Below are 23,949 nucleotides of genomic sequence, written 5' to 3'. Positions count from 1 at the left end.
ACGCGTCAGTGACGGTGGCACGTCTCTCCAGGCCGGCGACCATCGCGGCCGGTGACCGTAGGCGGCCCCCCTTCCCCCGGGTGCCGCCTACGGGCCACTCGACACGGTCAAGCTCCGCCGTCCCGTCGCACGGCACAGCCTGCGGCCGCGTCCATGCCTCCCCGCGGACCCGGCCGGGCCAAGCCCCCGGCGCCCGCTGACCACACAGCGGCCCCCGGGCCGCCGACGGGACGGCGACCGCGCGCCCTCGACCGCGTGGAGGAGGACCGTACCGGTCGCCTGCCGGCTCACTGGCCGGGGCCGGGGCCGGGGCCCGGCTCGGGCCCGGGGTCCACCGGAGGACTTCTGAGCTGATCGCCCGCGGGCGTCCGGTGCAGCAGCTCGTCGTGGAGCAGCCGGCCGACGAGCGCGCCCCCGAACACGACGACGCCGACACCGACGAGCCACGTCTGGATGACGAGCACGGTTCCGAAGGGGCCGTAGGTGACGGCATTGGACGCGATCAGCGGTGAGAAGACGAGCCGGGAGAAGACCCGCAGCCCGAGCAGTCCGATCATGGTGGCCACCGCCCCGGGAAGCAGCGCGGCCCACGGGACCCGGCCGCCGAGCAGCAGCCGCTGGGACCACCAGAAGAAGAGCGTGCCGATCGCCACCGTGACGAAGCCGCGGGCCGGGGACTCGCGCCACGGCGAGGAGACCGCCGAGAGGTAGAGGACACCGACCAGCACGCCGAGCCACAGCACGTGACGCCAGCCGGCCCACCACCGTCCCGGCGACAGGTTCCAGACCCTTTCGTACCCGTTCTGCAGTGTGGTGCCGAAGGACAGGCCGAACACGGCGAGCAGGGCGAGGCCGAAGGCGGTCGTCGTCCGCCATGCCTGCCCGGGCAGGGCGAAGAGCCGTTCGACCTCCACTCCCGCGGCCGGGGACACGCCGAGCCCGTCGCCCAGCCATTGCGCGAACCCTCGCCCCCCGCGGGCGTCCGCCGCGGTCACGACGATCAGCAGCGGTACGAGCGTCAGGAACCCGAGCGCGGCGAAGCCCAGCGAGCGCTGCCACAGCCCCAGGCTCCGGACGTGTACCCAGCGCCGTCCGGCCCGCACGCGGCGGAGCGTGCTGCTCATCCGTCCGAAGAGCGGCAGCCGGTCGGTCCTGCCGGGCCCGTTCATGGCGCCGGAGCACGTTTGGGCGGCTCGGGCGGGCCGCCGACCCCGCCCCTGGGGCATCCCCGGATGGCGGGGGCGCGACCGGAGCGGGGTGCATCGGCCGCGAGCGGGGTCGAGGGATTCATGGGTCCGGCTCCTGTCCGGTATCGGTTACCGCACGGCCGAACCGGCTGCTCCCGGGACGGGCGAGAGGGTCGGCGGAATGTCGGTACACGGCTCGCGTTCCGGCTTCTTCCAGGCCGGAACGCGGGATGCCGCCGTACGGACGGCTCGGCGTCGTCACCAATAGTGCCGCCGGCCTCCCACCGCGTGCCCCACCCCGCCGAGCACCCACAGCACCACGCCCACCAAGAGGAGGATCAGGCCGATCGTCCACAGGATCGATATACCGAAGACGAAGCCGAGGATGAGGAGAATAACGCCGAGGACAATCATGAGGACCTCCCTGTCCTGCCAAGTCCTGCCAAGCGCGGACCCTCTTCTTCTACCCATCTGAGAAGTTTCACGCCTATCCGGGACAAACTGGCTGAATCGGTCGGCACGCGAACGCCCCGTGACGTCGGCGGATCGACGTCACGGGGCGTACTCGGACCGGATCTCCGGCGGCCTGGTGTTACCGGCTACCGGCTACCGGCTACCGGCTGAGCGACTTGAGCGCCGCCGCGTCGTACGGCTTCAGCTCGTCGAAGCGGTTTCCGAGGACCTTCGCCGCCCAGTGCGGGTCCTGGAGCAGCGCCCGGCCGACGGCGACCATGTCGAACTCTTCGCGTTCCATGCGGTCCAGGAGGTTGTCGATGTCACCGAGGGCCGCGCCCTCCCCGGCGAACGCGCGGATGAAGTCGCCGTCGAGGCCGACCGAACCGACGGTGATGGTCGGCCGGCCGGTGAGCTTCTTGGTCCAGCCCGCCAGGTTCAGGTCCGAGCCCTCGAACTCCGGGAGCCAGTAGCGCCGGGTGGAGGCGTGGAAGGCGTCGACGCCGGCCGCCGCCAGTGGGGACAGGATCGCTTCCAGCTCCTCCGGGGTCTGCGCGAGGCGGGCGTCGTAGGCCTCCTGCTTCCACTGCGAGTAGCGGAAGATCACCGGGAAGTCGGCCGCGACGCGCTCGCGGACCGCGGTCACGATCTCCGCGGCGAACTTCGTGCGCGCCACCGCGTCGCCGCCGTAGGCGTCGGTGCGGCGGTTGGTCCGCTCCCACAGGAACTGGTCGAGCAGGTAGCCGTGGGCGCCGTGCAGCTCGACGCCGTCGAAGCCGATCCGCTCGGCCTCCTCGGCGGCGTCGGCGAACGCGCCGATGACCTCGTCGAGATCGGCGCGGGTCATCGCCTTGCCGGTCCCCTCGGTGCCGTCGACGCGGATGCCCGACGGGCCGACGGCGGGGGCGTCGGCGTACGGCGCCTCGCCCTGCTTGCGCACCATGCCTATGTGCCACAGCTGGGGCACGATCGTGCCGCCGGCCTCGTGCACGGCCGCGGCGACCTTCGCCCACCCCGCCAGCTGGTCCTCGCCGTGGAACCGCGGCACCCGGTCACTCTGACCGGCGGAGTCGTGGCCGACGTAGGTGCCCTCCGTGACGATCAAGCCCACGCCCGCGGCGGCCCGGCTGGCGTAGTAGGCCTGCACGTCCTCGCCGGGGACGCCGCCGGGGGAGAACATCCGCGTCATCGGGGCCATCGCGATGCGGTTGGGGACGGTCAGGCCGTTCAGCGTGATGGGCCGGGCCAGGATCTCGGCCGCGCGGGAGGCGGTGGACGTGGTGAGGGTCATGCGGGTCCTCCGGGTTGAGGCTGTGGCTCGTCGGGGTGACAACGAGAAGTGCATAGTACACATCTTATGTATCATGCATATTGCAGCCCGGTGGCCGGGACGGGCCCGCCGGCCCGCGGATCGGCGATAATGGGGCGCCGGAAGGAGCGGAGAGACGCCGTGCTGGAGAAACTTGAGCGGGAGCTGATGCTGCTCTCGCGGCACCAAGTGCTTGCCCGGCGCGAGCGCGACCCCGAACGCCTGGAGCGTTCGGCCTACCTGCTGCTCAGCCGGATCGACACACAAGGCCCCATGTCCATCGGGCAGTTGGCAGAAGCCTTCGGGCTCGACACCTCCACCGTGAACCGCCAGACGGCGGCATTGCTGCGCTGCGGACTGGCCGAGCGCGTCCCGTGCCCCGACGGCGGCATGGCCCGCAAGCTGCGCATCACCGTCGAGGGCGGGCGCCGGCTCGCCGGGGATCGCGAGGTCAACCGCTCCTGCCTGGCCCGGGTGGTCGCGGGCTGGTCCCCGGAGGAGGTGCGGGAGCTGGAGGACGTCCTGGTCCGGCTCAACCGCAGCGCCGAAGCCCTCGGAGGGCGGTACTGGCCGCGCGTGGAGGAAGGGGACACCCGCGCCGCATGCCACCCGCCGGTCCCGCGGGAATCGGCAGCGCCCGCGCCGCGGGAATAGGGCATCCGCGGTCAGAGGCCGGGCGGGGGCGTCAGGTCGTACCTGGAGATGACGTCGGGCAGCCAGGCGGGGCGCCCGAGCACGAGCCCGTACTTGGCGGCGAGTACCGGTACCGCGTCCGCGGCCGGCGGCTGCCCGTCCGCCAGCATCTCGGTCATCTCGCGGAAGAAGTGTTCGAACCCGGCCGGACTGATGATCTCGATCATTCGAGCGGGGACGGACCCGGCGTTCCACATCGTGTGCAGTTCCCCCCGCGGCTTGGTGATGTAGCCGCCGGCGCCGAGAACGGTTTCGCGGTCACCGGAACGGAAGCCGATCTCGCCTTCCGTCACGATCGAGTACTCGTCCTCCCGGGTGTGCAGGTGCGGCGGCACCAGTGCCCCGACCGGGAACGGGTGCTCGACCACGGATACGGCGCCGCCGGTGTCCTGCCCCCACAGCTTGAAGGCGACCCCGATGGAACCGAGGAAGCCCTCGGAGCCCTCGCCGGGGCGAACGACGGTGAGCGGCGGGACCGGCGGGGCCGACGGCTCTGTCATGGCGATCACTCCTCGACAGAATTTCGAGATACACTGCTGTTCTCTTAAAAAGTCTCCGCCGCGTACGCCAGGACGTCAAGAATTGAGTGATCAGCAGCGCACGACCAGGCCGCGTGGCTACGAGATGCGCAAACGCGCCGAGGACGTCGGTCGGACGAGACAGCGCATCATCGAGGCCGCCGTGCATCTGCACGGCACCGTCGGCCCGGCGTCGACGAGCATCGCGGCGATCGCCGACCGCGCCGGCGTCACTCGGCTGACCGTGTACCGGCATTTTCCGGATGAGAGCGCCTTGTTCGCGGCGTGTTCGGGGCACTGGCTGTCGCGGCAGGAGCTGCCCCGGCCCGAGGCGTGGAGTGCCTTCGACAGTCCCGTCGAGCGGCTGACGGCCGGGCTCACCGACCTCTACCGCTTCTATCGCGCGGGCGAGCAGATGCTGGCGCTCGTCATCCGCGACGTGCACGCCGTACCCCAGGCGATCCGCGAGGCCCGGGAACGGATGAACCGACGGTACGTCGAGGTACTGGCCGGTGCCTGGCCCGACGCCGACGCTGACGCCGACGCCCCGGTCCGGCGGGCGGTGATCGGGCATGCCGCCGCCTTCACGACGTGGCGCTCCCTGTGCCGGGAGCAGGGGCTCACGGACGACGAGGCGGTCGAGCTCATGGTCGTGCTGGTGGCAGCGGTCGGCACGACATCGTGAACCGTCTGTTCGTGGGCCGGTCGGCCGAAGGGGCTCCCGCACCCGCGCACGTACCCGCACCCACGCCCGCACCCACCCCCGCTCCCGCTAGGAGCCCAGCGTCTTGTCGAGCCAGTCGAAGACGACCTCGCAGTGCAGTTGCGGGGCCATGGGGGAGCAGTGCAGTTGCGCCCCTTGGGCCGCCGTCAGCTTCAGGTAGTCCTTCGGCGAGGTGAGGGCGTCGTACATGCGGCGCGGCTGGCCCGGGTAGAACTGCTCGCCCTCGTAATCCAGCACCAAGGTCGGCGCCTTGATGCGGGGGACGACGTCCGTGATGGACAGCGCCTTGATGCGGTTGGCCGGGGTGTAGAAGTCGGTGAACAGCTTGCCCTGGCGTGCTTCCAGCATCGCGGGCACGGAGAAGGGCTCGAACCGCTTCTTCATCACATCGGCCGCTTCCGGGGGCAGTTCGGGGACGACTTCCTTGTTCCAGATGTCGTTCGTCTGCTGCTTGTCCGGGGTGAGGATCTTCCGGATCTCGGGCGGGAAGCCCAGCCACGGCTCCACGCAGCCGGGCATCGCCACCAGGGCGGCGATGCGCGTCTCGAACGCCGCGGCCCGCGGTGCGAGGTCGCCCGCCATGCTCAGGCCCGTCAGGGCGATCTTGCCGGGGTCCACGTCCGAACGGGCCGTCAGCCAGTCGACGAGGGGCGTGACGACCCGCTCCCAGGTGGGGGTGAACACCACACGGTCCACGAAGAGCAGCTGTCCCTGGCCGGGTCCGTCGTAGACGAGCGCGTTCCAGCCCCGTTCCAGGGCGGCGGGGACGCCGTACGTCCACATGTCGACGTTCTGCCCGTCGCTGCCGTTGGTCAGGATCACCGTCGGGCGCGGAGTGGCGGACGTGTCGGGCCGGAAGAACCACACCGGCAGCGGTGTGGTCCCGTAGGGCACCTTCGCCTTCACCGGGGCGGGCTCGCACAGGTCGCAGAAGACGTCCCAGGCGGCGCGTCCCGCCTTGTAGAGCTGCTCCTCGCTGCCGGGGTCGTCCGAACCCAGCACGAAGAACAGCGCCTGGCCGTAGTACTGGGCCGCGCGCAAGGCCCGGAACCGCTTGGTCTGGCCGTCGGCGGGGGCGCCCGGAGGCGCCGCCATGAGCCGGTCACCGAGGCTGCGGAACGTCTTGACGTACGACTGCGCCGTCAGCCCCGCTCCGTTGATCGCGTTCACGGCCGTCAGGACCTCGCCGACCTCCGCGGAGCCGGCGCCCGAGGCGCCGAGCGCTAGGAGCCCGTTGAAGTTGTACGCGGGGTCCTTGAACAGCGTCATCGCGCCCGGGGTGAGGCCGCCGGCCGTGGTCGCGGCCGGGCTGCTGGTCGCCGCGGCCGGGGCGCCGGGGGCGCCACCGCGGGCGCAACCCGCCAGGAGCGCGGCTCCCGCGCCGGCGGTGAGGAGGGAGCGACGCGTGGGTCCGGAGTGAGGATCGCCGTGTACGGGGCTCATGGCACCGGAGCGTAGAGCCGGACCGGCACCCCGACCTCCCGGACCACCCGGCCCGGAGCGAGCCGCCCACCGCTCGTACCCGCCTCTGAACAGGGAGATCGCGCCCCCGCTCCCCGCCCCACCGCCCTTGGGCCGTTCGGGCGGCCGCCGACGGCTTCGCCATCGGGGAGCGGGCCTGCCCGTACGACGACACGCGAACGGACCCGTCCGCAGCCCCGGGCCCTACGCTCGGGGTATGAGGCATCGAGACCGGGCACCCGAGGTTCAGGACGTACACGGCGCGGGGCCGGGAGGCAGGGCGCGCCGCCTCGTGCTCCTGCGGCACGCCAAGAGCGCCTGGCCGGACGGGGTTCCCGACCACGACCGTCCGCTCGGGCCCCGCGGGCTGCGCGACGCGCCGGCGGCCGGCCGGCTGCTCGCCGGCTCCTTCGGCCTCCCGGATCTCGTGCTGTGCTCCCCGGCACGCCGCGCCCGGGACACCTGGGACCTGGCCGCCGCGGAGCTGGGCCGCATGCCGCCCGTCCGGCACGATCCACGGCTGTACGCGGCGGACGCGCGGGATCTCCTCGGTGTCGTCCGTGAAGTCCCGCCCGAGGTGGGCACCTTGCTGCTGGTCGGGCACAACCCGGGCTTGGAAGACCTGCTGTTGCTGGTCGCCGGGGCGGCCGTGGGGGACGCTTTGGAGCGCGTCCGCACCAAGTTCCCGACCTCGGCGGTGGGCGTACTGAGCCTGCCGGGCCCCTGGTCCGGCCTCGGACCGGGCGCCGCGCTGCTCACGGAGATGGCCGTACCCCGGGGATAGCCGGAGGGGGGCGGGTCCGCGGCAAGGTGCGCCCGATCGGCCCGGCTCGGGCTCGCTACCATGCAACGCATGGCCATCAAACTTGAGAACGTCGGCATCGCCGTTCGCGACCTCGAAGCGGCGATCTCCTTCTTCACCGACCTCGGCCTCACGGTCGTCGGCCGTGACACGGTCAGTGGGGAATGGACCGACACCGCTGTGGGCCTTGACGGCAATCACGCCCACATCGCGATGCTCCAGACGCCGGACGGCCACGGCCGCCTTGAGCTCTTCGAGTACATCCACCCCGAAGCGATCGAGTCGGAGCCCACTCGTCCCAACGAGATCGGCATGCACCGCGTCGCCTTCTCCGTGGACGACATCGACGAGGCCCTTGAGACAGCGGCGAAGCACGGATGCCTTCCGCTTCGCGGTGTGGCGACCTACGGGGACGTCTACAAGCTCACGTACCTCCGCGGTCCCAGCGGCATCCTCGTGATGCTCGCCGAGGAACTGAAGAGGAACTGACGCCCGATCGGGCCGGTCCGGCCGCTGCCGGTTGCGACCATCACCGTGCGAAGCGGCGGACCGCAATGATATACGAACAATTGTTCACCTCCGCTCTTGTGATCGCCGCGCCGGAATCCGGGAGCGTTCTACCATGAGGGACGAGGTCTTCTTGATTCCCGCGCACCTGCTCATGGCGAGACGGCAGGGAGGTCGGCATGGAGTTCGGGAGCGATTTCGGGGGAGTGGACGGCGCACGCTATCTGCCGATCTCCGAGCACGGCCTGATCGGTGATCTTCGTACCGCCGCGCTCGTGGGGACCAACGGCACGATCGACTGGTACTGCTGCCCGCGCTTCGACGCACCGAGCGTCTTCGCTTCCATCCTCGACGCCGACAAGGGCGGATCGTGGGAGCTGGCCGCCGACGTGCCGGCGCGGACACGGCAGTTCTACTTCCCCGACACCAACGTCCTGATCACGCGGTTCTACGCCGCGGACGGGGTGGCGGAGATCCAGGACTTCATGCCGGTCGTCGACGAGTCGCGCGAGGCGTCCCGGCACCGGCTGATCCGGCGGGTGATATGCGTCCGCGGCACCCTCCCCTTCAAGGCGCGGATAGCCCCTCGCTTCGGCTACGGCGCCGATGCGCACACCGTACGCGCGCAGGTTCACGAGGCCGTCTTCGAGTCTGCGTCGCTGTCACTGGCGCTGACCTCCACCGCGCCGCTGGAAAGCGACGGCACGGACGTGTGGTCGCACTTCAAACTCCTCGAAGGCGAGTCCGTGGTCTTCGCCCTCGACAAGATCGGCGATGACGTCCGCCCGCAGGCGTGTCCGCGCGCCGAGGCGGAGGAGCAGTTCGAAGCGACGGTCCGGTTCTGGCGCCAATGGCTGGGCCGCTCGCGCTACCGGGGCCGGTGGCGGGAGATGGTGCACCGCTCCGCGCTGGCGCTCAAGCTGCTCACCTATGTGCCGACCGGTGCGATCGTGGCCGCGCCGACGACCAGCCTGCCCGAACGGGTCGGCGGCGAGCGCAATTGGGACTACCGGTACGTATGGGTCCGCGACGCCGCCTTCGCCACCTACGCCATGCTCCGCCTGGGTTTCACGACCGAGGCCGAGGCGTTCATGGGCTTCCTGTCCGACCGGGGCATCATGCGGGGCGTCGGCCCCACGGGTCCGCTGCAGATCATGTACGGCATCGACGGGCGGACCGACCTCCCCGAATCGGAGCTGCTTCACCTCGAAGGGCACCTGGGATCCGCTCCGGTGCGGGTGGGGAACGCCGCCACCAAACAGCTCCAGCTGGACATCTACGGCGCGCTGATCGATTCCGTCTACCTGTACGACAAGTGGGGCCAGCCCATCAGCAGTGACCGCTGGGACGAGGTCGACGCGGTGGTGAACTGGCTCTGCGACCACTGGGACCAGCCCGACGAGGGGGTCTGGGAGACCCGGGGCGGCCGGCGGAACTTCGTGTACTCGCGGCTCATGTGCTGGGTGGCGATCGAACGGGCCATCCGGATGGCCAACCGGCGCGGCCTGCCGGCCGATCTTCTCCGCTGGCAGCAGAGCCGGGACGCGATCTACCGGCAGATCATGGGGCAGGGCTGGTCGGCGAAGCGCGGAGCGTTCGTCCAAGGGCTGGGGGACGACGTACTCGATGCCTCGGTGCTGATGATGCCGATGGCCAAGTTCATCTCGCCCACCGACCCGAAGTGGCTCTCGACCCTGGACGCGCTCACCACGGATCTGGTCTCCGACTCGCTCGTCTACCGCTACGACCCGGAGGCCAGCCCGGACGGTCTGCGGGGTTCCGAGGGAACGTTCTCGATCTGCTCCTTCTGGTACGTCGAGGCGCTCACGCGCGCCGGACGTCTGGAGGAAGCCCGGCTGGCCTTCGAGAAGATGCTCACCTACGCCAACCACGTCGGGCTCTACGCCGAGGAGATCGGCCGGAGTGGAGAACAACTGGGCAACTTCCCCCAGGCGTTCACCCACCTCTCGCTGATCAGCGCCGCCTTCAACCTCGACCGCGCGCTCGGCTGAATTCCCCGGCGGACCCGGCCCGGCCCGGCCGCCGGTGCGACCTTCCGCCGGGCGCGGGCCACCGGGGCGTTCGAAGATCGCCTTGAGCCCGCCCCCGCGGGGGTCAGGTGTGCAGGCGGCTGTTGGTCCCGTCGTGTCCGTCGGCGTATTCGTCGTTGAACCAGTAGTCGCCGGCGGCGAGGTAGCGGAAGGAGTGCGCGCTGTGGGCGGGCAGGGACACCTCGGCGGCGCGAGTGCCGTCGCCGCGCGGCTGGAGGGGGTGGGCGGCCGGGTTCCAGTGGTTGAAGTCTCCGACCACGCTGACCGGGCCGTTCGGGTCGCTTTCGGAGAGGACGAAGGTGACCTTGGTGCGGCCCTTGGCCGTCTTGCGTTCCAGCACGGTGTTCTCCAGCCGTAGGCAGTGGTGGGTGGTTGGGCGGGCGGGCTCGGGCCTCGTCGCGTGTGCTGCGGCCGACCGGCCGCGGCGGGGCGCGACGGATGGCCCCGGAGCCGGTCACCCTTCCGGTTCCCGCCGGTGGGGGCGGGCGGTGGCGATGGGCCGCCTTCGCCGGAGGAGCGCCGGTCCCGGGTCCGGTGCGGTGCGGGGCCCGGCCGGGGTGGCTTCTTCGCCGGCCGGGCCCCGCGTGCGTGGACCTCGCCTCGCCCTGCCACCGTGCCACGGCCCGGCCCGCGCCGCCCGCACGGAGCGGGTACGCGTACGCCGTTCGGGCAAGGAGCCCGTCCGGACCCCGTCCGGTCCCCGTCCGTTCCCCGTCCGTTCCCCGTCCGGCGTGCCGCGGCCGACGCGCCACGGCCGCACCGTCCCGGAGTCGGTACGACGCAGTGTTCCGGCCGTGGCGACGGCGGCCCCGCCCCGGGTGAGGACCTCTGCCCCTTCCTTCCCGATGCGCTGCTTCGACGGCCTCGACCGGCCGCCGTTCACGGCCCGGTTCTGGCCCGAGGCCGGCGCTCGCTGCGAACCCTTCGACAGCCAGGCCGGTCCGCAACTCCCCGCCGATGGTGGGCGGAAGCCCAGCGCGCCTCGACGGTCCCCGGCTGTCTCCCGGTCTGCGGAGCAGGTTCCGTGTGGACCATCTGCCGTTCAGGCGCGGGCCGTTCGTCCTGCTGCCGGATGATCATTGAGCCGGGCGGCCACTCGTGCTATTTTTTGTGAGCGATCGTTCAACTATGGAGGTGCCCGTGGGACGCAGACAGCTCTGGGACCAGGCAGAGGTCCTGGCCTGCGCCATGCGGCTCTTCCGACGCCAGGGCTATCTCGGCGCCTCGCTGCGGGACATCGAAGCGGCGACCGGGCTGCACCCGGGCAGCCTGTACCGGAACTTCGAAAGCAAGGACGGCCTGTTCCGCGCCGCCCTGGACGCCTACAACGACCAGGTTGTCCAGGGCCGGGTCCGGGAGCACCTCCTGGACCCGGCGGATCCCGTGGCGGGCATCCGGTCGTTCTTCACCTCGGCGTTCGAGACCGGACCCGGCCCCGATCCGGGCTGTCTGCTCACCAACACCGCCGTGGAGTCCTTCACCGTCCCGCAGGCCGCCGACGCGGTCCACCGGGGACTGGAGACGATCGAGTCGGGCTTCGCCGAAGCCCTGACGCGCGCCCGCGCCCTGGGCCTGCTGTCCGCAGATCTGGAGGTCGAGGCGTCGGCAGCCCACTTGCTGGCGCTCTACCAAGGCCTGCTGGTGCTGGTCCGGGCCGGCACGCCCCTCACGAAACTGCACACGATCACCGACGGCGCGATGGCGTCGATCGGCCGCGAGAAAGAGGATGGCAATGAGTGACTCACAGCTGCTCTGGGAGAACTACGCCGCGTGCTGGTCTGCCGATCCCGGCGAGCGGCTCGCCGCACTCGGCGAGGTCACGGTCGACGACGTCGCCTACCGCGACCCGGGCACGGAGGTCGGCGGGCGGACCGAGCTGGCCGCGTACATGACCGGATTCGCCGGAGCCTTCCCGGGTCACCGGTTCCGCATCGACGAAGTACTTGAACACCACGACCGGTCGCTCGCACGATGGACCCAGCTCGGCGAGCAGGGTGAACCCGCCATGGCGGGCGTGAGCACCGCCCTCCACCGCGACGGCCGACTCGCCGACATCACCGGGTTCTTCCTGCCCGCCTGAGCGGTTCCCGCAGCCTCGCCGAGCACGCCGCCGACACCCCCTAGGGGCGCCGCCCGGGCCCGGGGAGCGGGCCCCGGGCGGATCCTGCCGAGGAGGGCTCCAGGTTCCGCATCCGGCCGTAGGCGTACACGCAGCCCGCCAGGGCGAGGTCGGACAGGAGCATGAAGCCGATGGAGTACGAGCCCTTCGCGCTGTAGACGGCGCCCATCAGCAGCGGGGGAACGAACCCCCCGAGGCCGCCCACGGCGCCGACGATTCCGGTGACGCTTCCGACCCGTTCCTGCGGTGTCACCTGCGAGACGAGGGCGAAGACGCTGCCGCCGGCCGCCCCGAGGCCGGCCGCCATGAGGAGCAGGGCGAGCGTACCCAGGGGGTACAGCGGGGGATCGAAGGCCTGGACCACCGCGAAGAGCGCGACGAGGGCCAGTGCCCCGGAGGTGACGACGGCCGGGTGGAACCGGTCGGACAACCGGCCCCCGACCGGCCGGAAGACGACGGTGACCAGGGCGAAGCCGGCCGCTTTGGTGCCCGCGTCGGTAGGCGACAGCTCGTACCACGTCTTGAGGTAGGTCGGGAGGTACACGCCGAACGCGACGACCCCGCCGAATCCGATCGCGTACAGGCCGGACAGCTCCCAGGTGACCCGCAGCCTCCCCGCTCGGGCCAGCCGGGCGGAGAGCGGGGCGGTGGGCACGGGCCGGTCGGGCCGGTCGGTGATGAGGAAGGCGGCGGCGACGGCGAAGACGGCCAGCGCGATCGCGACGACGAGGAAGGGGAGGTTCTCGCCGTGTGCCGCCATGCGGGGCGTGAAGTATCCGGAAAGGGCGACACCTCCGGTCCCCATGCCGAACACACCGAGGGCGAAGCCCCGCCGGTGGGGCGGGAACCAGGAGTTCACGAGCGGCACGCCGATCGCGAACGTGGTCCCGCCCAGGCCGAGGAGGAACCCGGCCAGGAGGACCCATCCGTAGCTGTCTCGGGTGGGAATGAGGAGAAGCACCGGGACGATCGTGAGCGCCGAGACCGAGGGGAAGACGATGCGCGCGCCGTAGCGGTCGGTCAGCGCGCCGGCCGGGATGCGGCCGAGCGACCCGACCAGGACCGGGACGGCGACCAGCACCGCCTGCTGGAAGTCGCTCAGGCCCAGGCGGTCCTTGTAGCCGGCCGCCAGCGGGGCGATGAGGTCCCACGCCCAGAAGGTGAGGGCGAAGCCGACCGTAGCGACGGCGAGGTTCCGGTACGCCCCGGCGGGAGGTTTCGCTTCCGTCTCCATTCCGCCAGTCAAAGCGAATTCGTCCGGCCCGTCGCCCGGACTGGGCCATCAGTGCTTCGGCGAGTGGGGCGCCGGGTGCCGCCGGCTCCCCGATGGTCATCGGCGGTTCGGCGCGGATGCGCTCGGCCGGCGTCAGGCCCGGTACGCACGCCGTGGCCGGCCAGGGCTGTGCGGCGTCCGGGTCGGCGTCGACGACGGGAGAGCGGGGCGGGGGTACGGTCCGCGCCGTGGTCTGCGCGGGCCCTTCGCCGGTCGGTCCCCTACCTCTCCCGGCACGGGAAGGGACGCGATTTCGCGTTTCTCCCGCGGCGCGCGCCGCCCGCTGCGATGCTTCCGCCGTTGTCGCCGGGCCCCCGCTCCCGCGAGTGGCCCGGCGGTACCGGCGAACGCAGCCGCGCCGTGGGGAACGGCGCTCGGTTCGTCGTGCCGGAGCGCCCGGCAGCGGCTTCCCGGGAGACTTCGCCTCCGGTCGCCGCCGGGCGGAACTGAGAGGGGGAGACGAACGATGTCATCGAAAGCGGTACTCCACGGACCGAGACCAAGGCCCCGATGGCGCGATCGGCTGCTGGCCCTGGCCGCGTCGTCCGCGCTCGCCGCGGGCGGCCTCACGGCCCTGGCGTTACCGGCGGCCGCCGAAGGGGTGTGCGCCGCCCCGGCCGTCGCGGACGGCATCACCACGATCACCTGCACGGCGGGCGGCTCCGGAAGCCTCACCGTGCCCCAAGGGGCCGCCGGCGCGGTGGTCACCCTCGACGGCGCCGGCGGCGGCAACGCCTACGACGGCACACCCGGCGGCAAGGGCGCGCACCTCGTGGCGACGCTCCCCGCGATCCCCGGACAGACGTTCAACGTCACCGTCGGCCGACGCGGCGCCAATGCCGCGGCGAATCCGCAGTTCGGCGCGCCCGGTTCGGGCGGCGCCCTCGTCGCAGTGACCACCGAAACCAACTCCCCGCTGCTGACGGCGGGTTCGGGTGGTGGCGCCGGAGGTCCGGGCATCGGCTCCCCGTCCTACCGGGGAGGCGCCGGCGGTGACAGCGGCGGCGCGGGAGCCGACGGAAACGGCCTGGTCCCGGACGCACAGGGCGGTACGGGCGGCGGCCCGGGCACCGCCACCGCCGGCGGAACGGCGGGCACCGGAGGACCGGGCACGGACAACGAGGGCGCGAACGGCTCTCCCGGCGCCTACCCGAACGGCACCGGCGGCTCCGCCGCACAGGGCGTCTACAACCCGACGGGCGCCGGGGGCCGCGGCGGAGCCGGGTACGGCGGTGGCGGCCGGGGCGGAGCCGGCGGCCGGTACGCAACCACCGGTGGCGGGGGCGGCGGTGGAGGCGGCGGATCCAGCCTGGTCTCCGGCACCCTGTCCGGCTCGCCGGTCACCCTCACCGAGGGGGCCAACGCCGGGGACGGCCGCATCGTGTTCGCCTTCCTCCCGGACGCGCCCACGCTCACCGGCGTCAGCCCGGACACCGGCCTCGCCGCGGGCGGTACGCCCGTCACGCTCACCGGCACCAACCTGACCGGCGCCACCCTCACCTTCGGCCCGGGCAACCCCGCCACCGGCGTCTCCTGCACCCCGACCTCCTGCACCGCCACGGCCCCGGCCGGCACCGGCACGGTCGACATCCGGGCCACCACGCCCGGCGGCACCAGCGCCGCATCCCCGGCCGCCCGCTACACCTACCTCCCCGTCCCCGTGGTGACCTCGCTCAGCCCCACCTCGGGCACCACGGGCGGCGGAACCGTCGTCACGGTCCACGGCACCGGCCTGAGCGGCGCCACGGCGCTCACCTTCGGCCCCGGCAGCCCGGCCGGCGCCCTGTCCTGCACCGCCACCACCTGCACCGCCACCGCACCCGCGCACGCCGCGGGCACCGTCGACGTGCAGGTCACCACCCCCGGCGGCACCAGTGCCGCGTCCCCCGCGGCCCGCTACACCTACCAGCTCCCGCCCGCCGACATCGACGTGGACCTGGCCGCGCAGCCGGGCCTGAGCCTCCTCGTCCCGTACCTCACCTACACCCTGACCGCCCACAACACCGGTCCCGGTACGGTCACTTCGGCCACCCTCACCGCGACCCTGCCGCCGGGCTCCTCGGCCACCTCCCTCGCCTCGGGATGCACGGCCATGGGGACCACCGTGACCTGCGCCTACGGAACCGTCGCCGCCGGCGCCACCTCGGCCAAGTCCTTCCGGGTGCCGCTGAGCCTGCTCTCGCTGGGCCGCGTCTCGGTCACCGCCACCCGCACGGTGTCCGCCCCGGCCGACCCCAACCCTCTCAACGACAGCGCGACCGCCACCTGCACGGTCGTCTCCGTCCTCCTGGCCACCTGCCCCTGACGCGCCGCGGACCCGGGCACGGCGCCGGAGGCGAACGACGCCCCGCGCGCGTGCCCGGGGACTGCGCCCGGGCACAGGCTCAACGGCGGCGCACGGGGCTCGGTCCCACCTCGGCGGGCAGGAGCCACTGCCCGGCGACCCGTGCAGAAAGGGGCCGGGCGGGACCCGCGGTGGTTCCGGCTCGTTCACCGTCCGGGGGCAGGCCCTGCGAGACTGCCGTCATGGATATCGCCAGAAGGAACAACGTCACCGTCACGGGCAACCCGGAAGGGCCCGTAGTGGTGCTGGCGCACGGGTTCGGCTGCGACCAGAACATGTGGCGGCTCACCGTGCCCGCGCTCGCCGACGACTACCGTCTGGTGCTCTTCGACTACGTCGGAGCGGGTGGCTCCGACCTGTCGGCGTTCTCCGAAGCCCGCTACGCGTCCCTGGGCGGCTACGCCCGGGACGTCGTCGAGGTGTGTGAGGCGCTGGACCTGCGCGACGCGACGTTCGTGGGTCATTCGGTCAGCGCGATGATCGGAGTACTGGCCGCCGAGACGGCACCGGAACGCATCGGGGCGCTGGCGATGGTGGCTCCCTCCCCGCGCTACATCGACGACGTGGACTACCACGGCGGATTCAGCGCCGAGGACATCGACGAGCTGATGACCTCCCTGGAGTCGAACTACCTCGGCTGGTCCGCCGCCATGGCCCCCGCCATCATGGGCAACCCGGAGCGGCCCGAGCTCGGAGAGGAACTGACCAACAGTTTCTGCGCCACCGACCCCGACATGGCCCGCGTCTTCGCCCGCGCCACCTTCCTGTCGGATTCCCGGGAAGACCTGAAGAAGGTGAACGTCCCGACGCTGATCCTGGAGTGCACCCAGGACGTCATCGCACCCCGCGAGGTCGGCGCCTTCGTCCACGAGGCGATTCCCGGTTCGACGCTGGTGACCCTCAACGCGACCGGGCACTGCCCCCACCTGTCCGCACCCGAAGCCACGAACACGGCCCTCGCCGGTTTCCTGGCGGGCCTGCGGTGATGTGCGGCACCGGGCACCTGTCGGGGCCGCACGAGGCCGACAACCAGGAAGAAGGCGGCGAAGAACCCCAGGTCGTGTTCGCGGCGATGCTGGAGGACAGTGCCGAGGACCTCTACGAGAGCGCCCCGTGCGGCTACCTGTCCACCCTCATGGACGGCACCATCGCGAAGATCAACGCCACACTGCTGAACTGGCTCGGCCTCCCACGGGAAGCAGTGGTGGGGCGGAGACGGTTCACGGACCTGCTCACCGTCGGCGGCAGGCTCTACCACGAAACGCATCTCGCGCCCCTCCTGCGCATGCAGGGCGAGGTCGGCGGGATCGCCCTGGAGATCAAGAGGGCCGACGGGGGCCGGCTGCCCGTGCTCGTCTCCTCCGTCGTCAAACACGGCGAATCCGGAGACCCGCTGCTGATCCGCACCACGGTCTTCGACGCCCGCGACCGGCGGTCCTACGAACAAGAGCTCCTGCGGGCGCGGAAGGCGGCGGAGGAAGCACGCCGCGAAGCCGAAGCCGACCGGGCCCGGCTCCAGGACGCCCTGGCAGTGCTCCAGGCCTCGCTGCTGCCCGACACCCTGCCCCGTATCCCCGGGGTGGAGGCGGCCGCCCACTACCGCACCGCGTCCCCGGACCGCCTCGGCGGCGACTTCTACGATCTCTTCCCCATCGACGGAAAGCGCTACGGGTTCTTCCTCGGCGACGTGTGCGGCAAGGGGCCCCAAGCCGCTGCCGTCACCTCGTTGACGCGCTACACCCTGCGGGCCGCCGCCCTGCACGACCCGGAGCCCGCATCCGCACTGGCCATCCTCAACGAGGTCCTGCACGAGCGGTACGGCGGAGGGGACCCGCGCTACTGCACGGCCATCTTCGGCACCCTCGAACACGACCCCGCGACCGGCCGGGTCGCCATCGCTCTCGCCGCAGGCGGTCACCCTCCGGCCCTCGTCCTGCGCGCCGACGGCACGGCCTCCTTCCTGCCCACCCCCGGCGGCCTCCTCGTGGGGATCCTGCCCGCCGCGCACTTCACCTCCGCCACGACCGTCCTCGCGCCCGGTGACACGCTTCTGCTCTACACCGACGGCATCACCGAAGCCCGTACCGGCCGAGACCGCAGCGCCCTGTACGGGGAGGAGGCCCTACGCGATTTCACCGCCGGCCAGGCCGGGAAGCCGCCGCAGGCCGTCGTCCGGGCGCTGGCAGCCCTGCTCGACGACTTCGGCGACGGCCTCGACGACGACACCGCCCTCCTCGCCCTCGGCGCCCCCGCGACCGGAACACCGACATGAGCCCGCTGCGCACCACCGTTCTGGACGCCGCGACAGGTCCCCTCCTCCAGGTCGCCGGCAACCTCGACTACACCACCGCCCCCCGGCTCCACGAGCTCCTCACCACCCTCACCCTTCACCCGGACGAGCGGCTCATCATCGATCTCGCGCACCTGGACTTCTGCGACTCCAGCGGCATCAGCGCCCTGATCGCCGCCCGCAACCATGCCCTCGCCCACCGGGCCGGCATCGCCCTCGCCGCCGTCCCCGCCCGTACCCTGCGCGTCCTTCGTCTGGTGGGCCTGGACCAGGTCTTCGCCATCCACCCCGACGCGGAGACCGCCATGCGAACGTGAACGGCGACCGCACCCCACCCTGTCGAACGAAGGCGCCGCACCGAGAGGCCGCACCGAGACGCCGCACCGGAACCGAGTCGAAGCCGCCCCGGCGGCGATCGACCGGACTCGGCGTCAAGAGCGTCCGCCGGTCGCGAGCCGCTCGCGCGGCGCCAGCGGAACCTCGGCCCACACCTGCTTGCCGCTGCTGAGCGGTACCGACCCCCACGACGCGGTCGTCGCCTCGACGATGAGGAGCCCGCGGCCCCCGGTAGCCGACCAGTCGACGGCCGCCGGCTTGACCGGGCTGCGCGGCGAGGCGTCGTTCACGGCGATGCGCAGCCGGTCCGCGGACAGGGTCAGATCCAGCCGGACCTCTCCCTGCGTATGGGCGATCGCATTGGTGACCAGCTCGGACACCACCAGCAAGGCGACGTCCACTTCCTCTTCCACGCCCCACGAGCGCAGGGTGCGCGCGGCGAAGCGGCGCGCGTGCTGGACGGCGTTGGGGAGCCGCCAGACGGTCCAGTTCGACCGCATCGGCCGGATGTCGGTGCCGTCGTAGCGCAGGAGCAGCAGCGCCACGTCGTCGTCCCGACGGTTGACGCCCGCGAGCAGCTCGTCGGCCATCATCCCGGGGTCGGCCGGGTCCGCCGTGGCCAGTACGTCGCACACCCGGCGCATGCCGTCCTCCAGGCGGACGTTGGACGACTCGACCATGCCGTCGGTCAGCAGGGCCAGCACGCTGCCCGGGGCCAGGCCGACCTCCGTCATGGGGAATTCGGCGTCCGTGACCACTCCCAGGGGCGGCCCTCCCTCGACCGCCAGCTCCTCGGCGCGGCCGTCCGGGCGGCGCAGGATCGGTTGCAGGTGGCCGGCGCGGACGAACCAGGCGATGCCCTCCTCCATGTCCAGGTCCACGTACAGACACGTGGCGAACAGGTCCGTCTCCATGCCGACGAGGAGCCGGTTGGCCCTCGCGATGACCACGTCGGGCGGATGCCGCTCCACCGCGTAGGCCCTCACGGCCGTCCGTATCTGGCCCATGATCGTCGCGGCGCCGGCGCTGTGGCCCTGCACGTCGCCGATGACGAGCGCCACGTGGCCGTCGTTCAGCGGGATGACGTCGTACCAGTCGCCGCCCACTTCGAGCCCCATGGTCGCGGGCAGGTACCGGGCGACGGCCGTTCCGCCGGGGAGCGAAGGCAGTTTGCGCGGCAGCAGGCTGCGCTGGAGCATCGTGGCGAGTTCATGGCCCGCGTCCAGGGCGTGCGCGCGCGTCAGGGCCTGCCCCACCAGCCCGGCGGTGGCGGTCAGGAGCGAGCGCTCCTCCGGCCCGAACCGGTGCTCACCGTCCCATCCGACGAGGCAGACCCCGACCATCCGGCCGTCCGCGGGCAGGGGCAGGACGGCGAGCCCACCGGGCCCGATGCCCGCGAGAGCGGGTTCGAGGTCGGCACCCGGCGGCCACAGGCTGACATGGCCCTCCCGGATCGCGTTCTGCAGGGTGGGCAGGTCGTGCATCGAGGCGTCCGGCCACTCGGATCGCCATTCCGAACGCCACATGCCCGGCCAGGCTCGCGGTTCGGGAGGGTCGAGCACGGTGATCACGAGCCGGTCGGCCTCCAGCTCGGCGACCGCCACCCGGCTCGCGTCCAGGGGGTCGCGCAGGGAGTTCACCACGATCTGGCTGACGTCCCTGATGGTCGTCGCGCCGGCCAGCTTGGTGGACAGCCGCTGCACGATGGACACCTCGTCGGCACTCGGGCGCAGGTAGGAGGCGTCGGCCACGACGCCGAGCACGCGCGAGGGGGTGCCTTCGTCGTCCGTCATCACCCGGCACCGCAGCCCCAGCCAGCGCAGTTCACCTCCCGGCCTGCGGATGCGGAACGCCAGCTGCTGCGGATCCGTCGTGAGCCCGTCCGGCTCCAAGACGGCCATCAGCGCGGGGACGTCGTCCGGCACGGCACTCGCGAGCAGCATCTCCACGGTGCCCTCGAACTGGTCGGGCGGGATGCCGAGCAGCTCCAGTACGCGTGCGTGCGCCTCCATGCGGCCCGAGGCGAGGTCCAGGATGAAGGCGCCTCCCCGCATCGGCACCAGTGTGTGTCCCGGTACGGGACGCGGGGCCGTACGCCCCGGCGCGTGGGCGGCAACCGATTCGAGTCCGGCGGCGACCTGGTCGGCGTACAGCTCCAGCAGGCTCCGGCGGTCACTGCTGAAGCCGTCGGTGACCTCGCCGGCCACGACCAGGCAGCCCAGCTCCCTGGCGCCGTGCCCGAGCGGGAGGGCACCGAGCGAGAGTCTGGCCGGCGACGCCCTGACGGAGTCGTCCCCGACCCGTCCGGGGAAGTGGTGCGGGTCCTCCTCCACGTAGGCGGCGAGTGCCTTCGGGGTCAGCCACAGCGGGCGGCCCGTCCGGTAGGCCTCGGCGGCCGGGGAGTGCCCGTCGACGGAGAGGACCGCGGGCAGTCCGTAGAGCATGGAGCGGTTCCCGGTCATCTCGGCCAGATGGAGTTCCCTGCGCCCGTCGGAGAGCACGTAGACAGCGGCCAGCTCCGCCCCGCAGAACGCAAAGCGCTGCCTGGTCACGATCTGTAACGCCCTCCTGCGCGGGCAGCCGCTCTCGACCGCCCTCCCTCCATGCTGTCGCCCCTCGTGCCGTCGGCGCGAGTCAGGAGGGGCCGAGCGCCGGTGTCGCCGACGCCGCTGAGGTGCCGCCGCGGCGGGACGCGGGTGCGCGGTGCGCTCCCGCGCCTCAGCCGTTGAAGCCGCTGCACCGGGTCCATTCGCCGCCCTGCCGGACGCTGTACCGGGCCGGCGGAGACTGGGGGACCGCCGCGAGGGCGGCGGGGGCGGCCACGAGCGAGGCTGCCGCGAGGGGATCGAGGACGAGCGGACGTGTACGCCGTTTCATGGGCTTTCCCTACGCGTGGGCGATGGAGTCGCGTCCGCACGCCCGGCGCCTGCGCCCCCGGCCGCGCTCCGCACGCACCAAGCCGTCCCCCCGCCGGAGAGCGGGGCCGCGATCGCGGGCGCGAGCGAGGTCCGCCTGCCCATCGTCACCCCGCCCGTCCCGTGGTGCGACCGGGAACCGGCGGCTGTCGCCGGGCCGCGTTCCGAGCGGGTTCCTATGCTCGAAGGAAGTGGGGATTTTGTACGCGAAGGAGGCGGACGGCATGACCGACACGGCGGACGCGCGCGACGCTGACCGCGCGCTCAAGGCGAAGCACCGGAGCATGTGGGCGCTGGGCGACTACCCGGCGGTCGCCAAGGAGGTCGTCGGGGCCCTCGGCCCCGTCCTGGTCGAGGCCTGCGGGGTGAAGCACGGCGACAGGGTGCTCGACATCGCCGCGGGGTCGGGCAACTCCTCCATTCCGGCCGCGCTGGCCGGCGGTGACGTGATCGCCTCCGACCTCACGCCAGAGCTGCTGGACGTGGGGCGACGGGACGCGGCGGCGCGCGGCGCCGAGCTGCGCTGGCAGGTGGCCGACGCCGAGGCGCTGCCCTTCGCCGACGAAGAGTTCGACACGGTCATGTCCTGCGTCGGGGTCATGTTCGCCCCGCACCACCAGCAAACCGCCGACGAACTGCTCCGGGTCTGCCGTCCGGGCGCCACCGTCGGGCTGATCAGCTGGACCCCTGAGGGGTTCATTGGACGGATGTTCACCACCATGAAGGCGTACGCGCCACCGCCGCCCCCGGGGGCGCAGCCGCCGCCCCTGTGGGGGCAGGAGGAGCACGTCCGCGCCCTCCTGGGCGACCGCGTCACCGGGGTCGAGGCGCGACGGCAGACCGTGCGCGTGGACCGCTTCGCGGAGCCTGCGGACTTCCGCGAGTTCTTCAAGGCCGCCTACGGCCCGACGATCGCGGTCTACCGGAACGTCGCCGACGCTCCCGAGAAGAGCGCCGCCCTGGACCGGGCCCTGGACGAGCTAGCGCGTGACGCACTCCAGGACGGGGCGATGGAGTGGGAGTACCTCCTGTTCACCGCGCGCAGGAGCGGCGCCGCAGCCTAGGGGGCGCCGCGGGACGGGCGGGACTTTGCGGACACCCCCTAGGGGTACCCGACGTGGTGCGCATCCGGTACCCGATGGTGACCGCCGACGGGCCGGAGCGACGCGCCGCGCGTGCCGGCGACGGGAGCCGGCGCGACGATGGCCCGCCGGCTCCGGTGCTCCGTCAGCCCTCGCGGCTCGACAGCGTCTCCTTGACCTTGGCGATGGCGAAGCCCCACCCCTGGGCCACGGTCGGCTTGCCCGGCACGGCCACTTCCTCGGGGTTCGTCAGTACGTCCAGCAGGACCGGTCCCGGCGTCCGCAGGGCCCGGCGCACGCTGTCGTGGAGTTCGGCCGGATCGGTGACCCGGATCCCCGTCAGACCGAGGGCAGTGGCGACGGCGGCGAAATCGGGGTTGTCGAGTTGCGTTCCGAACTCGGGCAGTCCTGCCTGCTCCTGCTCCAGTTTGACCATGCCCAGCCGGCGGTTGTCGAAGACGACCAGCTTCACCGGAAGCCCGTACGTCTTGATCGTCATCAGGTCCCCGAGGAGCATGCTCAGCCCGCCGTCGCCGCAGAAGGCGACGACCTGCCGGTCGGGCGCCCAGAGCTGGGCCCCGAGGGCCTGCGGCATGGCGTTCGCCATCGAGCCGAGGTTGTACGAGCCGACCAGCCGCCGCTTTCCGCGCATGCCGACGAAGCGGGACAGCCACACGGTGGCCATGCCGGTGTCGGACGTGAACACGGCGTCCTCGTCGGCGTACCGGTCCACCGCGGCGGCCAGGGCCTCCGGGCGGATCTCGTGGTCCCGGTTGTCCAGTGCGGCCCGCAGCTTGCCGGTCCAGCGGTGCTCGTGGCCGGGGTCGGCCAGCCGCTGCTGCCCCTCCTCCCAGCGCGCGAACCGTTCCCGGGAGCCGTCCAGGTGCGTACGGTCGGAGGCCTCCTCCAGCAGCGGCAGCAGTGCGCGCAGGGTGGCCCCGACGTCGCCCGCGAGACCCACGTCGACCGGGACCCGGCGGCCCAGGTGCTCCGCACGGGTGTCCACCTGAACCACCTTGCAGCCCGTCGGGTACCAGTCGCGGTAGGGGAAGTCGGTGCCCAGCATCAGGAGCGCGTCGCCGCCGTCGAGCGCGTGCGCCGCGGCGGGATTGCCGATCAGGCCGGTCTGCCCCACCTGGAAGGGGTTGTCGCCCTCGAAGCCCTCCTTCGCCTTGAGCGTGAGCACCATGGGCGCGGCGAGCAGCTCCGCGGCCCGCAGCACCTCGGTACGGGCCTCGCGCGCCCCGCGGCCGACGAGCAGCGTCACGCGGGAGGCGGAGTTCAGCAGCTCCGCGGCCTCGGCGAGGGCCGGGTCCTCGGGACGCGTACGGGGCGCGGCGAGGGCGAAGCGCGTGGGGCGGTCCTCGCCCAGCTCCCGGTCGCCCAGGTCGCCGGGCACGGTCAGGACGGCCACTCCGCCCTGGGTGACGGCGGCGCGCACGGCCGATTCGAGCATCCGCGGCATCTGGTCGGGGGAGGTGACCGTGGCGCGGTAGACGGCCACGTCGCGGAAGAGCAGGTCGTTGTCGACCTCCTGGAAGTAGTCGCTGCCGATCTCGGCGAGCGGGACCTGCCCGCAGATCGCCAGGACCGGCGTGCGGCTCTTGGCCGCGTCGTAGAGCCCGTTGAGGAGGTGCACGGAGCCCGGCCCGACCGTGCCCATGCACACCCCGAGGGTGTCGGACAGCTGCGACTGCGCCGAGGCCGCGAAGGCCGCGGCCTCCTCGTGCCGGCAGCCGACCCAGTCCAGCTCGTCGGTGGTGCGGATGGCCTCGGTCAGGGGGTTCAGGGCGTCTCCGACGACGCCGAAGACGTGCCGGACACCCAGTTCCTTGAGTGCGTCGACGATCACGTTGGCGACGGTACGTGCCACAGGAGTGCCCTT

The 23,949-nt window shown here is 72.4% G+C and carries 21 protein-coding genes and 1 pseudogene; 12 read left to right on the top strand and 10 right to left on the bottom strand.

What is annotated here, in order from left to right:
- Positions 1-287: 287 nt before the first annotated feature.
- The 3 genes from AB0M92_RS10775 to AB0M92_RS10765 all read right to left on the bottom strand — a co-directional run bounded on the left by AB0M92_RS10775 (position 288) and on the right by AB0M92_RS10765 (position 2,931).
- Positions 288-1,124 (bottom strand): YhjD/YihY/BrkB family envelope integrity protein, encoded by an 837-nt coding sequence (locus AB0M92_RS10775; RefSeq protein ID WP_366101754.1) that lies wholly within the window; start codon positions 1,122-1,124, stop codon positions 288-290.
- A 321-nt stretch (positions 1,125-1,445) separates the two neighbouring features.
- On the bottom strand, positions 1,446-1,601 hold the full coding sequence (locus tag AB0M92_RS10770) for a DUF6131 family protein (RefSeq protein WP_366101753.1): 156 nt from the start codon (positions 1,599-1,601) through the stop codon (positions 1,446-1,448).
- A gap of 199 nt (positions 1,602-1,800) precedes the next feature.
- Entirely contained in the window at positions 1,801-2,931 is a 1,131-nt protein-coding gene (locus tag AB0M92_RS10765; protein WP_366101752.1) for an NADH:flavin oxidoreductase, read from the bottom strand.
- A 129-nt stretch (positions 2,932-3,060) separates the two neighbouring features.
- Between AB0M92_RS10765 and AB0M92_RS10760 the strand changes: the two genes are divergently transcribed.
- The gene (locus AB0M92_RS10760; RefSeq protein WP_366101751.1) at positions 3,061-3,603 is read left to right on the top strand and encodes a MarR family transcriptional regulator; all 543 of its coding nucleotides are present in this window, start codon (positions 3,061-3,063) and stop codon (positions 3,601-3,603) included.
- Between the two features lie 11 nt (positions 3,604-3,614).
- Here the strand turns inward: AB0M92_RS10760 and AB0M92_RS10755 are convergent, their stop codons facing one another.
- Entirely contained in the window at positions 3,615-4,142 is a 528-nt protein-coding gene (locus tag AB0M92_RS10755; RefSeq protein ID WP_366101750.1) for a cupin domain-containing protein, read from the bottom strand.
- Positions 4,143-4,224: 82 nt separating this feature from the next.
- Here AB0M92_RS10755 and AB0M92_RS10750 point away from each other — a divergent pair, with 82 nt between their 5' ends.
- Positions 4,225-4,845 carry a TetR family transcriptional regulator gene (locus tag AB0M92_RS10750; RefSeq protein ID WP_366101749.1) on the top strand — a complete coding sequence of 207 codons (621 nt, stop codon included), beginning with the start codon at positions 4,225-4,227 and terminating at the stop codon, positions 4,843-4,845.
- An 87-nt stretch (positions 4,846-4,932) separates the two neighbouring features.
- Here AB0M92_RS10750 and AB0M92_RS10745 read toward each other — a convergent pair whose 3' ends face one another.
- Positions 4,933-6,327, bottom strand: coding sequence for an alpha/beta hydrolase (locus AB0M92_RS10745; RefSeq protein ID WP_366101748.1), 1,395 nt, complete (start codon positions 6,325-6,327; stop codon positions 4,933-4,935).
- Between the two features lie 235 nt (positions 6,328-6,562).
- On the opposite strand from AB0M92_RS10745, the gene AB0M92_RS10740 reads away from it, so the two are divergent.
- The 3 genes from AB0M92_RS10740 (at position 6,563) to AB0M92_RS10730 (ending at position 9,666) form a co-directional block, all read left to right on the top strand.
- Entirely contained in the window at positions 6,563-7,129 is a 567-nt protein-coding gene (locus AB0M92_RS10740) for a histidine phosphatase family protein (protein ID WP_366101747.1), read from the top strand.
- A gap of 69 nt (positions 7,130-7,198) precedes the next feature.
- Positions 7,199-7,636, top strand: coding sequence for a VOC family protein (locus AB0M92_RS10735; protein ID WP_366101746.1), 438 nt, complete (start codon positions 7,199-7,201; stop codon positions 7,634-7,636).
- Between the two features lie 197 nt (positions 7,637-7,833).
- Positions 7,834-9,666: a glycoside hydrolase family 15 protein gene (locus tag AB0M92_RS10730; protein ID WP_366101745.1), complete on the top strand. Its 1,833-nt coding sequence runs from the start codon at positions 7,834-7,836 to the stop codon at positions 9,664-9,666.
- Between the two features lie 103 nt (positions 9,667-9,769).
- Here AB0M92_RS10730 and AB0M92_RS10725 read toward each other — a convergent pair whose 3' ends face one another.
- Positions 9,770-10,045, bottom strand: a complete 276-nt coding sequence (locus tag AB0M92_RS10725) for an isoamylase early set domain-containing protein (RefSeq protein ID WP_366101744.1) — start codon at positions 10,043-10,045, stop codon at positions 9,770-9,772.
- A gap of 800 nt (positions 10,046-10,845) precedes the next feature.
- On the opposite strand from AB0M92_RS10725, the gene AB0M92_RS10720 reads away from it, so the two are divergent.
- The gene (locus AB0M92_RS10720; RefSeq protein ID WP_366101743.1) at positions 10,846-11,445 is read left to right on the top strand and encodes a TetR/AcrR family transcriptional regulator; all 600 of its coding nucleotides are present in this window, start codon (positions 10,846-10,848) and stop codon (positions 11,443-11,445) included.
- Positions 11,438-11,785, top strand: coding sequence for a nuclear transport factor 2 family protein (locus tag AB0M92_RS10715; RefSeq protein ID WP_366101742.1), 348 nt, complete (start codon positions 11,438-11,440; stop codon positions 11,783-11,785). Before AB0M92_RS10720 ends, AB0M92_RS10715 begins: the two co-directional genes overlap by 8 nt.
- A gap of 40 nt (positions 11,786-11,825) precedes the next feature.
- On the opposite strand, the gene AB0M92_RS10710 is transcribed toward AB0M92_RS10715, so the two are convergent.
- On the bottom strand, positions 11,826-13,058 hold the full coding sequence (locus AB0M92_RS10710; RefSeq protein WP_366101741.1) for an MFS transporter: 1,233 nt from the start codon (positions 13,056-13,058) through the stop codon (positions 11,826-11,828).
- Between the two features lie 505 nt (positions 13,059-13,563).
- Here AB0M92_RS10710 and AB0M92_RS10705 point away from each other — a divergent pair.
- The 4 genes from AB0M92_RS10705 to AB0M92_RS10690 all read left to right on the top strand — a co-directional run bounded on the left by AB0M92_RS10705 (position 13,564) and on the right by AB0M92_RS10690 (position 18,048).
- Positions 13,564-15,402: an IPT/TIG domain-containing protein gene (locus AB0M92_RS10705; RefSeq protein WP_366101740.1), complete on the top strand. Its 1,839-nt coding sequence runs from the start codon at positions 13,564-13,566 to the stop codon at positions 15,400-15,402.
- 221 nt (positions 15,403-15,623) lie between these two features.
- A complete protein-coding gene (locus AB0M92_RS10700; protein ID WP_366101739.1) occupies positions 15,624-16,427 on the top strand; it encodes an alpha/beta hydrolase in 804 nt (267 codons plus the stop codon).
- Entirely contained in the window at positions 16,427-17,713 is a 1,287-nt protein-coding gene (locus tag AB0M92_RS10695) for a SpoIIE family protein phosphatase (RefSeq protein WP_366101738.1), read from the top strand. The genes AB0M92_RS10700 and AB0M92_RS10695 overlap by 1 nt, the downstream gene beginning before the upstream one ends.
- A complete protein-coding gene (locus AB0M92_RS10690; protein WP_366101737.1) occupies positions 17,710-18,048 on the top strand; it encodes an STAS domain-containing protein in 339 nt (112 codons plus the stop codon). The genes AB0M92_RS10695 and AB0M92_RS10690 overlap by 4 nt, the downstream gene beginning before the upstream one ends.
- Positions 18,049-18,162: 114 nt before the next feature.
- On the opposite strand, the pseudogene AB0M92_RS10685 reads toward AB0M92_RS10690, so the two are convergent.
- Positions 18,163-20,640, bottom strand: a pseudogene (locus AB0M92_RS10685) (SpoIIE family protein phosphatase); the annotation flags it as partial.
- A 145-nt stretch (positions 20,641-20,785) separates the two neighbouring features.
- The gene (locus AB0M92_RS10680) at positions 20,786-20,944 is read right to left on the bottom strand and encodes a hypothetical protein (protein ID WP_366101736.1); all 159 of its coding nucleotides are present in this window, start codon (positions 20,942-20,944) and stop codon (positions 20,786-20,788) included.
- A 262-nt stretch (positions 20,945-21,206) separates the two neighbouring features.
- Here AB0M92_RS10680 and AB0M92_RS10675 point away from each other — a divergent pair, with 262 nt between their 5' ends.
- Positions 21,207-22,046, top strand: coding sequence for a class I SAM-dependent methyltransferase (locus tag AB0M92_RS10675; protein ID WP_366101735.1), 840 nt, complete (start codon positions 21,207-21,209; stop codon positions 22,044-22,046).
- A gap of 163 nt (positions 22,047-22,209) precedes the next feature.
- Here AB0M92_RS10675 and AB0M92_RS10670 read toward each other — a convergent pair whose 3' ends face one another.
- Positions 22,210-23,937, bottom strand: coding sequence for a thiamine pyrophosphate-dependent enzyme (locus AB0M92_RS10670; protein WP_366101734.1), 1,728 nt, complete (start codon positions 23,935-23,937; stop codon positions 22,210-22,212).
- Positions 23,938-23,949: the final 12 nt, after the last annotated feature.

This window comes from Streptomyces sp. NPDC051582 (genome assembly GCF_040681715.1).
In the GTDB taxonomy this organism is placed as follows: Bacteria; Actinomycetota; Actinomycetes; order Streptomycetales; family Streptomycetaceae; genus Streptomyces.
This window is presented reverse-complemented; position numbering and strand designations above follow the sequence as displayed.

Excerpts from the sequence above, each read along its gene's own strand:
- AB0M92_RS10775 (WP_366101754.1), bottom strand. The coding sequence starts at position 1,124 with ATGAGCAGCACGCTCCGCCGCGTGCGGGCCGGACGGCGCTGGGTACAC.
- AB0M92_RS10770 (WP_366101753.1), bottom strand. The coding sequence starts at position 1,601 with ATGATTGTCCTCGGCGTTATTCTCCTCATCCTCGGCTTCGTCTTCGGT.
- AB0M92_RS10765 (WP_366101752.1), bottom strand. The coding sequence starts at position 2,931 with ATGACCCTCACCACGTCCACCGCCTCCCGCGCGGCCGAGATCCTGGCC.
- AB0M92_RS10760 (WP_366101751.1), top strand. The coding sequence starts at position 3,061 with ATGGGGCGCCGGAAGGAGCGGAGAGACGCCGTGCTGGAGAAACTTGAG.
- AB0M92_RS10755 (WP_366101750.1), bottom strand. The coding sequence starts at position 4,142 with ATGACAGAGCCGTCGGCCCCGCCGGTCCCGCCGCTCACCGTCGTTCGC.
- AB0M92_RS10745 (WP_366101748.1), bottom strand. The coding sequence starts at position 6,327 with ATGAGCCCCGTACACGGCGATCCTCACTCCGGACCCACGCGTCGCTCC.
- AB0M92_RS10740 (WP_366101747.1), top strand. The coding sequence starts at position 6,563 with ATGAGGCATCGAGACCGGGCACCCGAGGTTCAGGACGTACACGGCGCG.
- AB0M92_RS10735 (WP_366101746.1), top strand. The coding sequence starts at position 7,199 with ATGGCCATCAAACTTGAGAACGTCGGCATCGCCGTTCGCGACCTCGAA.
- AB0M92_RS10730 (WP_366101745.1), top strand. The coding sequence starts at position 7,834 with ATGGAGTTCGGGAGCGATTTCGGGGGAGTGGACGGCGCACGCTATCTG.
- AB0M92_RS10715 (WP_366101742.1), top strand. The coding sequence starts at position 11,438 with ATGAGTGACTCACAGCTGCTCTGGGAGAACTACGCCGCGTGCTGGTCT.
- AB0M92_RS10710 (WP_366101741.1), bottom strand. The coding sequence starts at position 13,058 with ATGGAGACGGAAGCGAAACCTCCCGCCGGGGCGTACCGGAACCTCGCC.
- AB0M92_RS10705 (WP_366101740.1), top strand. The coding sequence starts at position 13,564 with ATGTCATCGAAAGCGGTACTCCACGGACCGAGACCAAGGCCCCGATGG.
- AB0M92_RS10700 (WP_366101739.1), top strand. The coding sequence starts at position 15,624 with ATGGATATCGCCAGAAGGAACAACGTCACCGTCACGGGCAACCCGGAA.
- AB0M92_RS10695 (WP_366101738.1), top strand. The coding sequence starts at position 16,427 with ATGTGCGGCACCGGGCACCTGTCGGGGCCGCACGAGGCCGACAACCAG.
- AB0M92_RS10690 (WP_366101737.1), top strand. The coding sequence starts at position 17,710 with ATGAGCCCGCTGCGCACCACCGTTCTGGACGCCGCGACAGGTCCCCTC.
- AB0M92_RS10680 (WP_366101736.1), bottom strand. The coding sequence starts at position 20,944 with ATGAAACGGCGTACACGTCCGCTCGTCCTCGATCCCCTCGCGGCAGCC.
- AB0M92_RS10675 (WP_366101735.1), top strand. The coding sequence starts at position 21,207 with ATGACCGACACGGCGGACGCGCGCGACGCTGACCGCGCGCTCAAGGCG.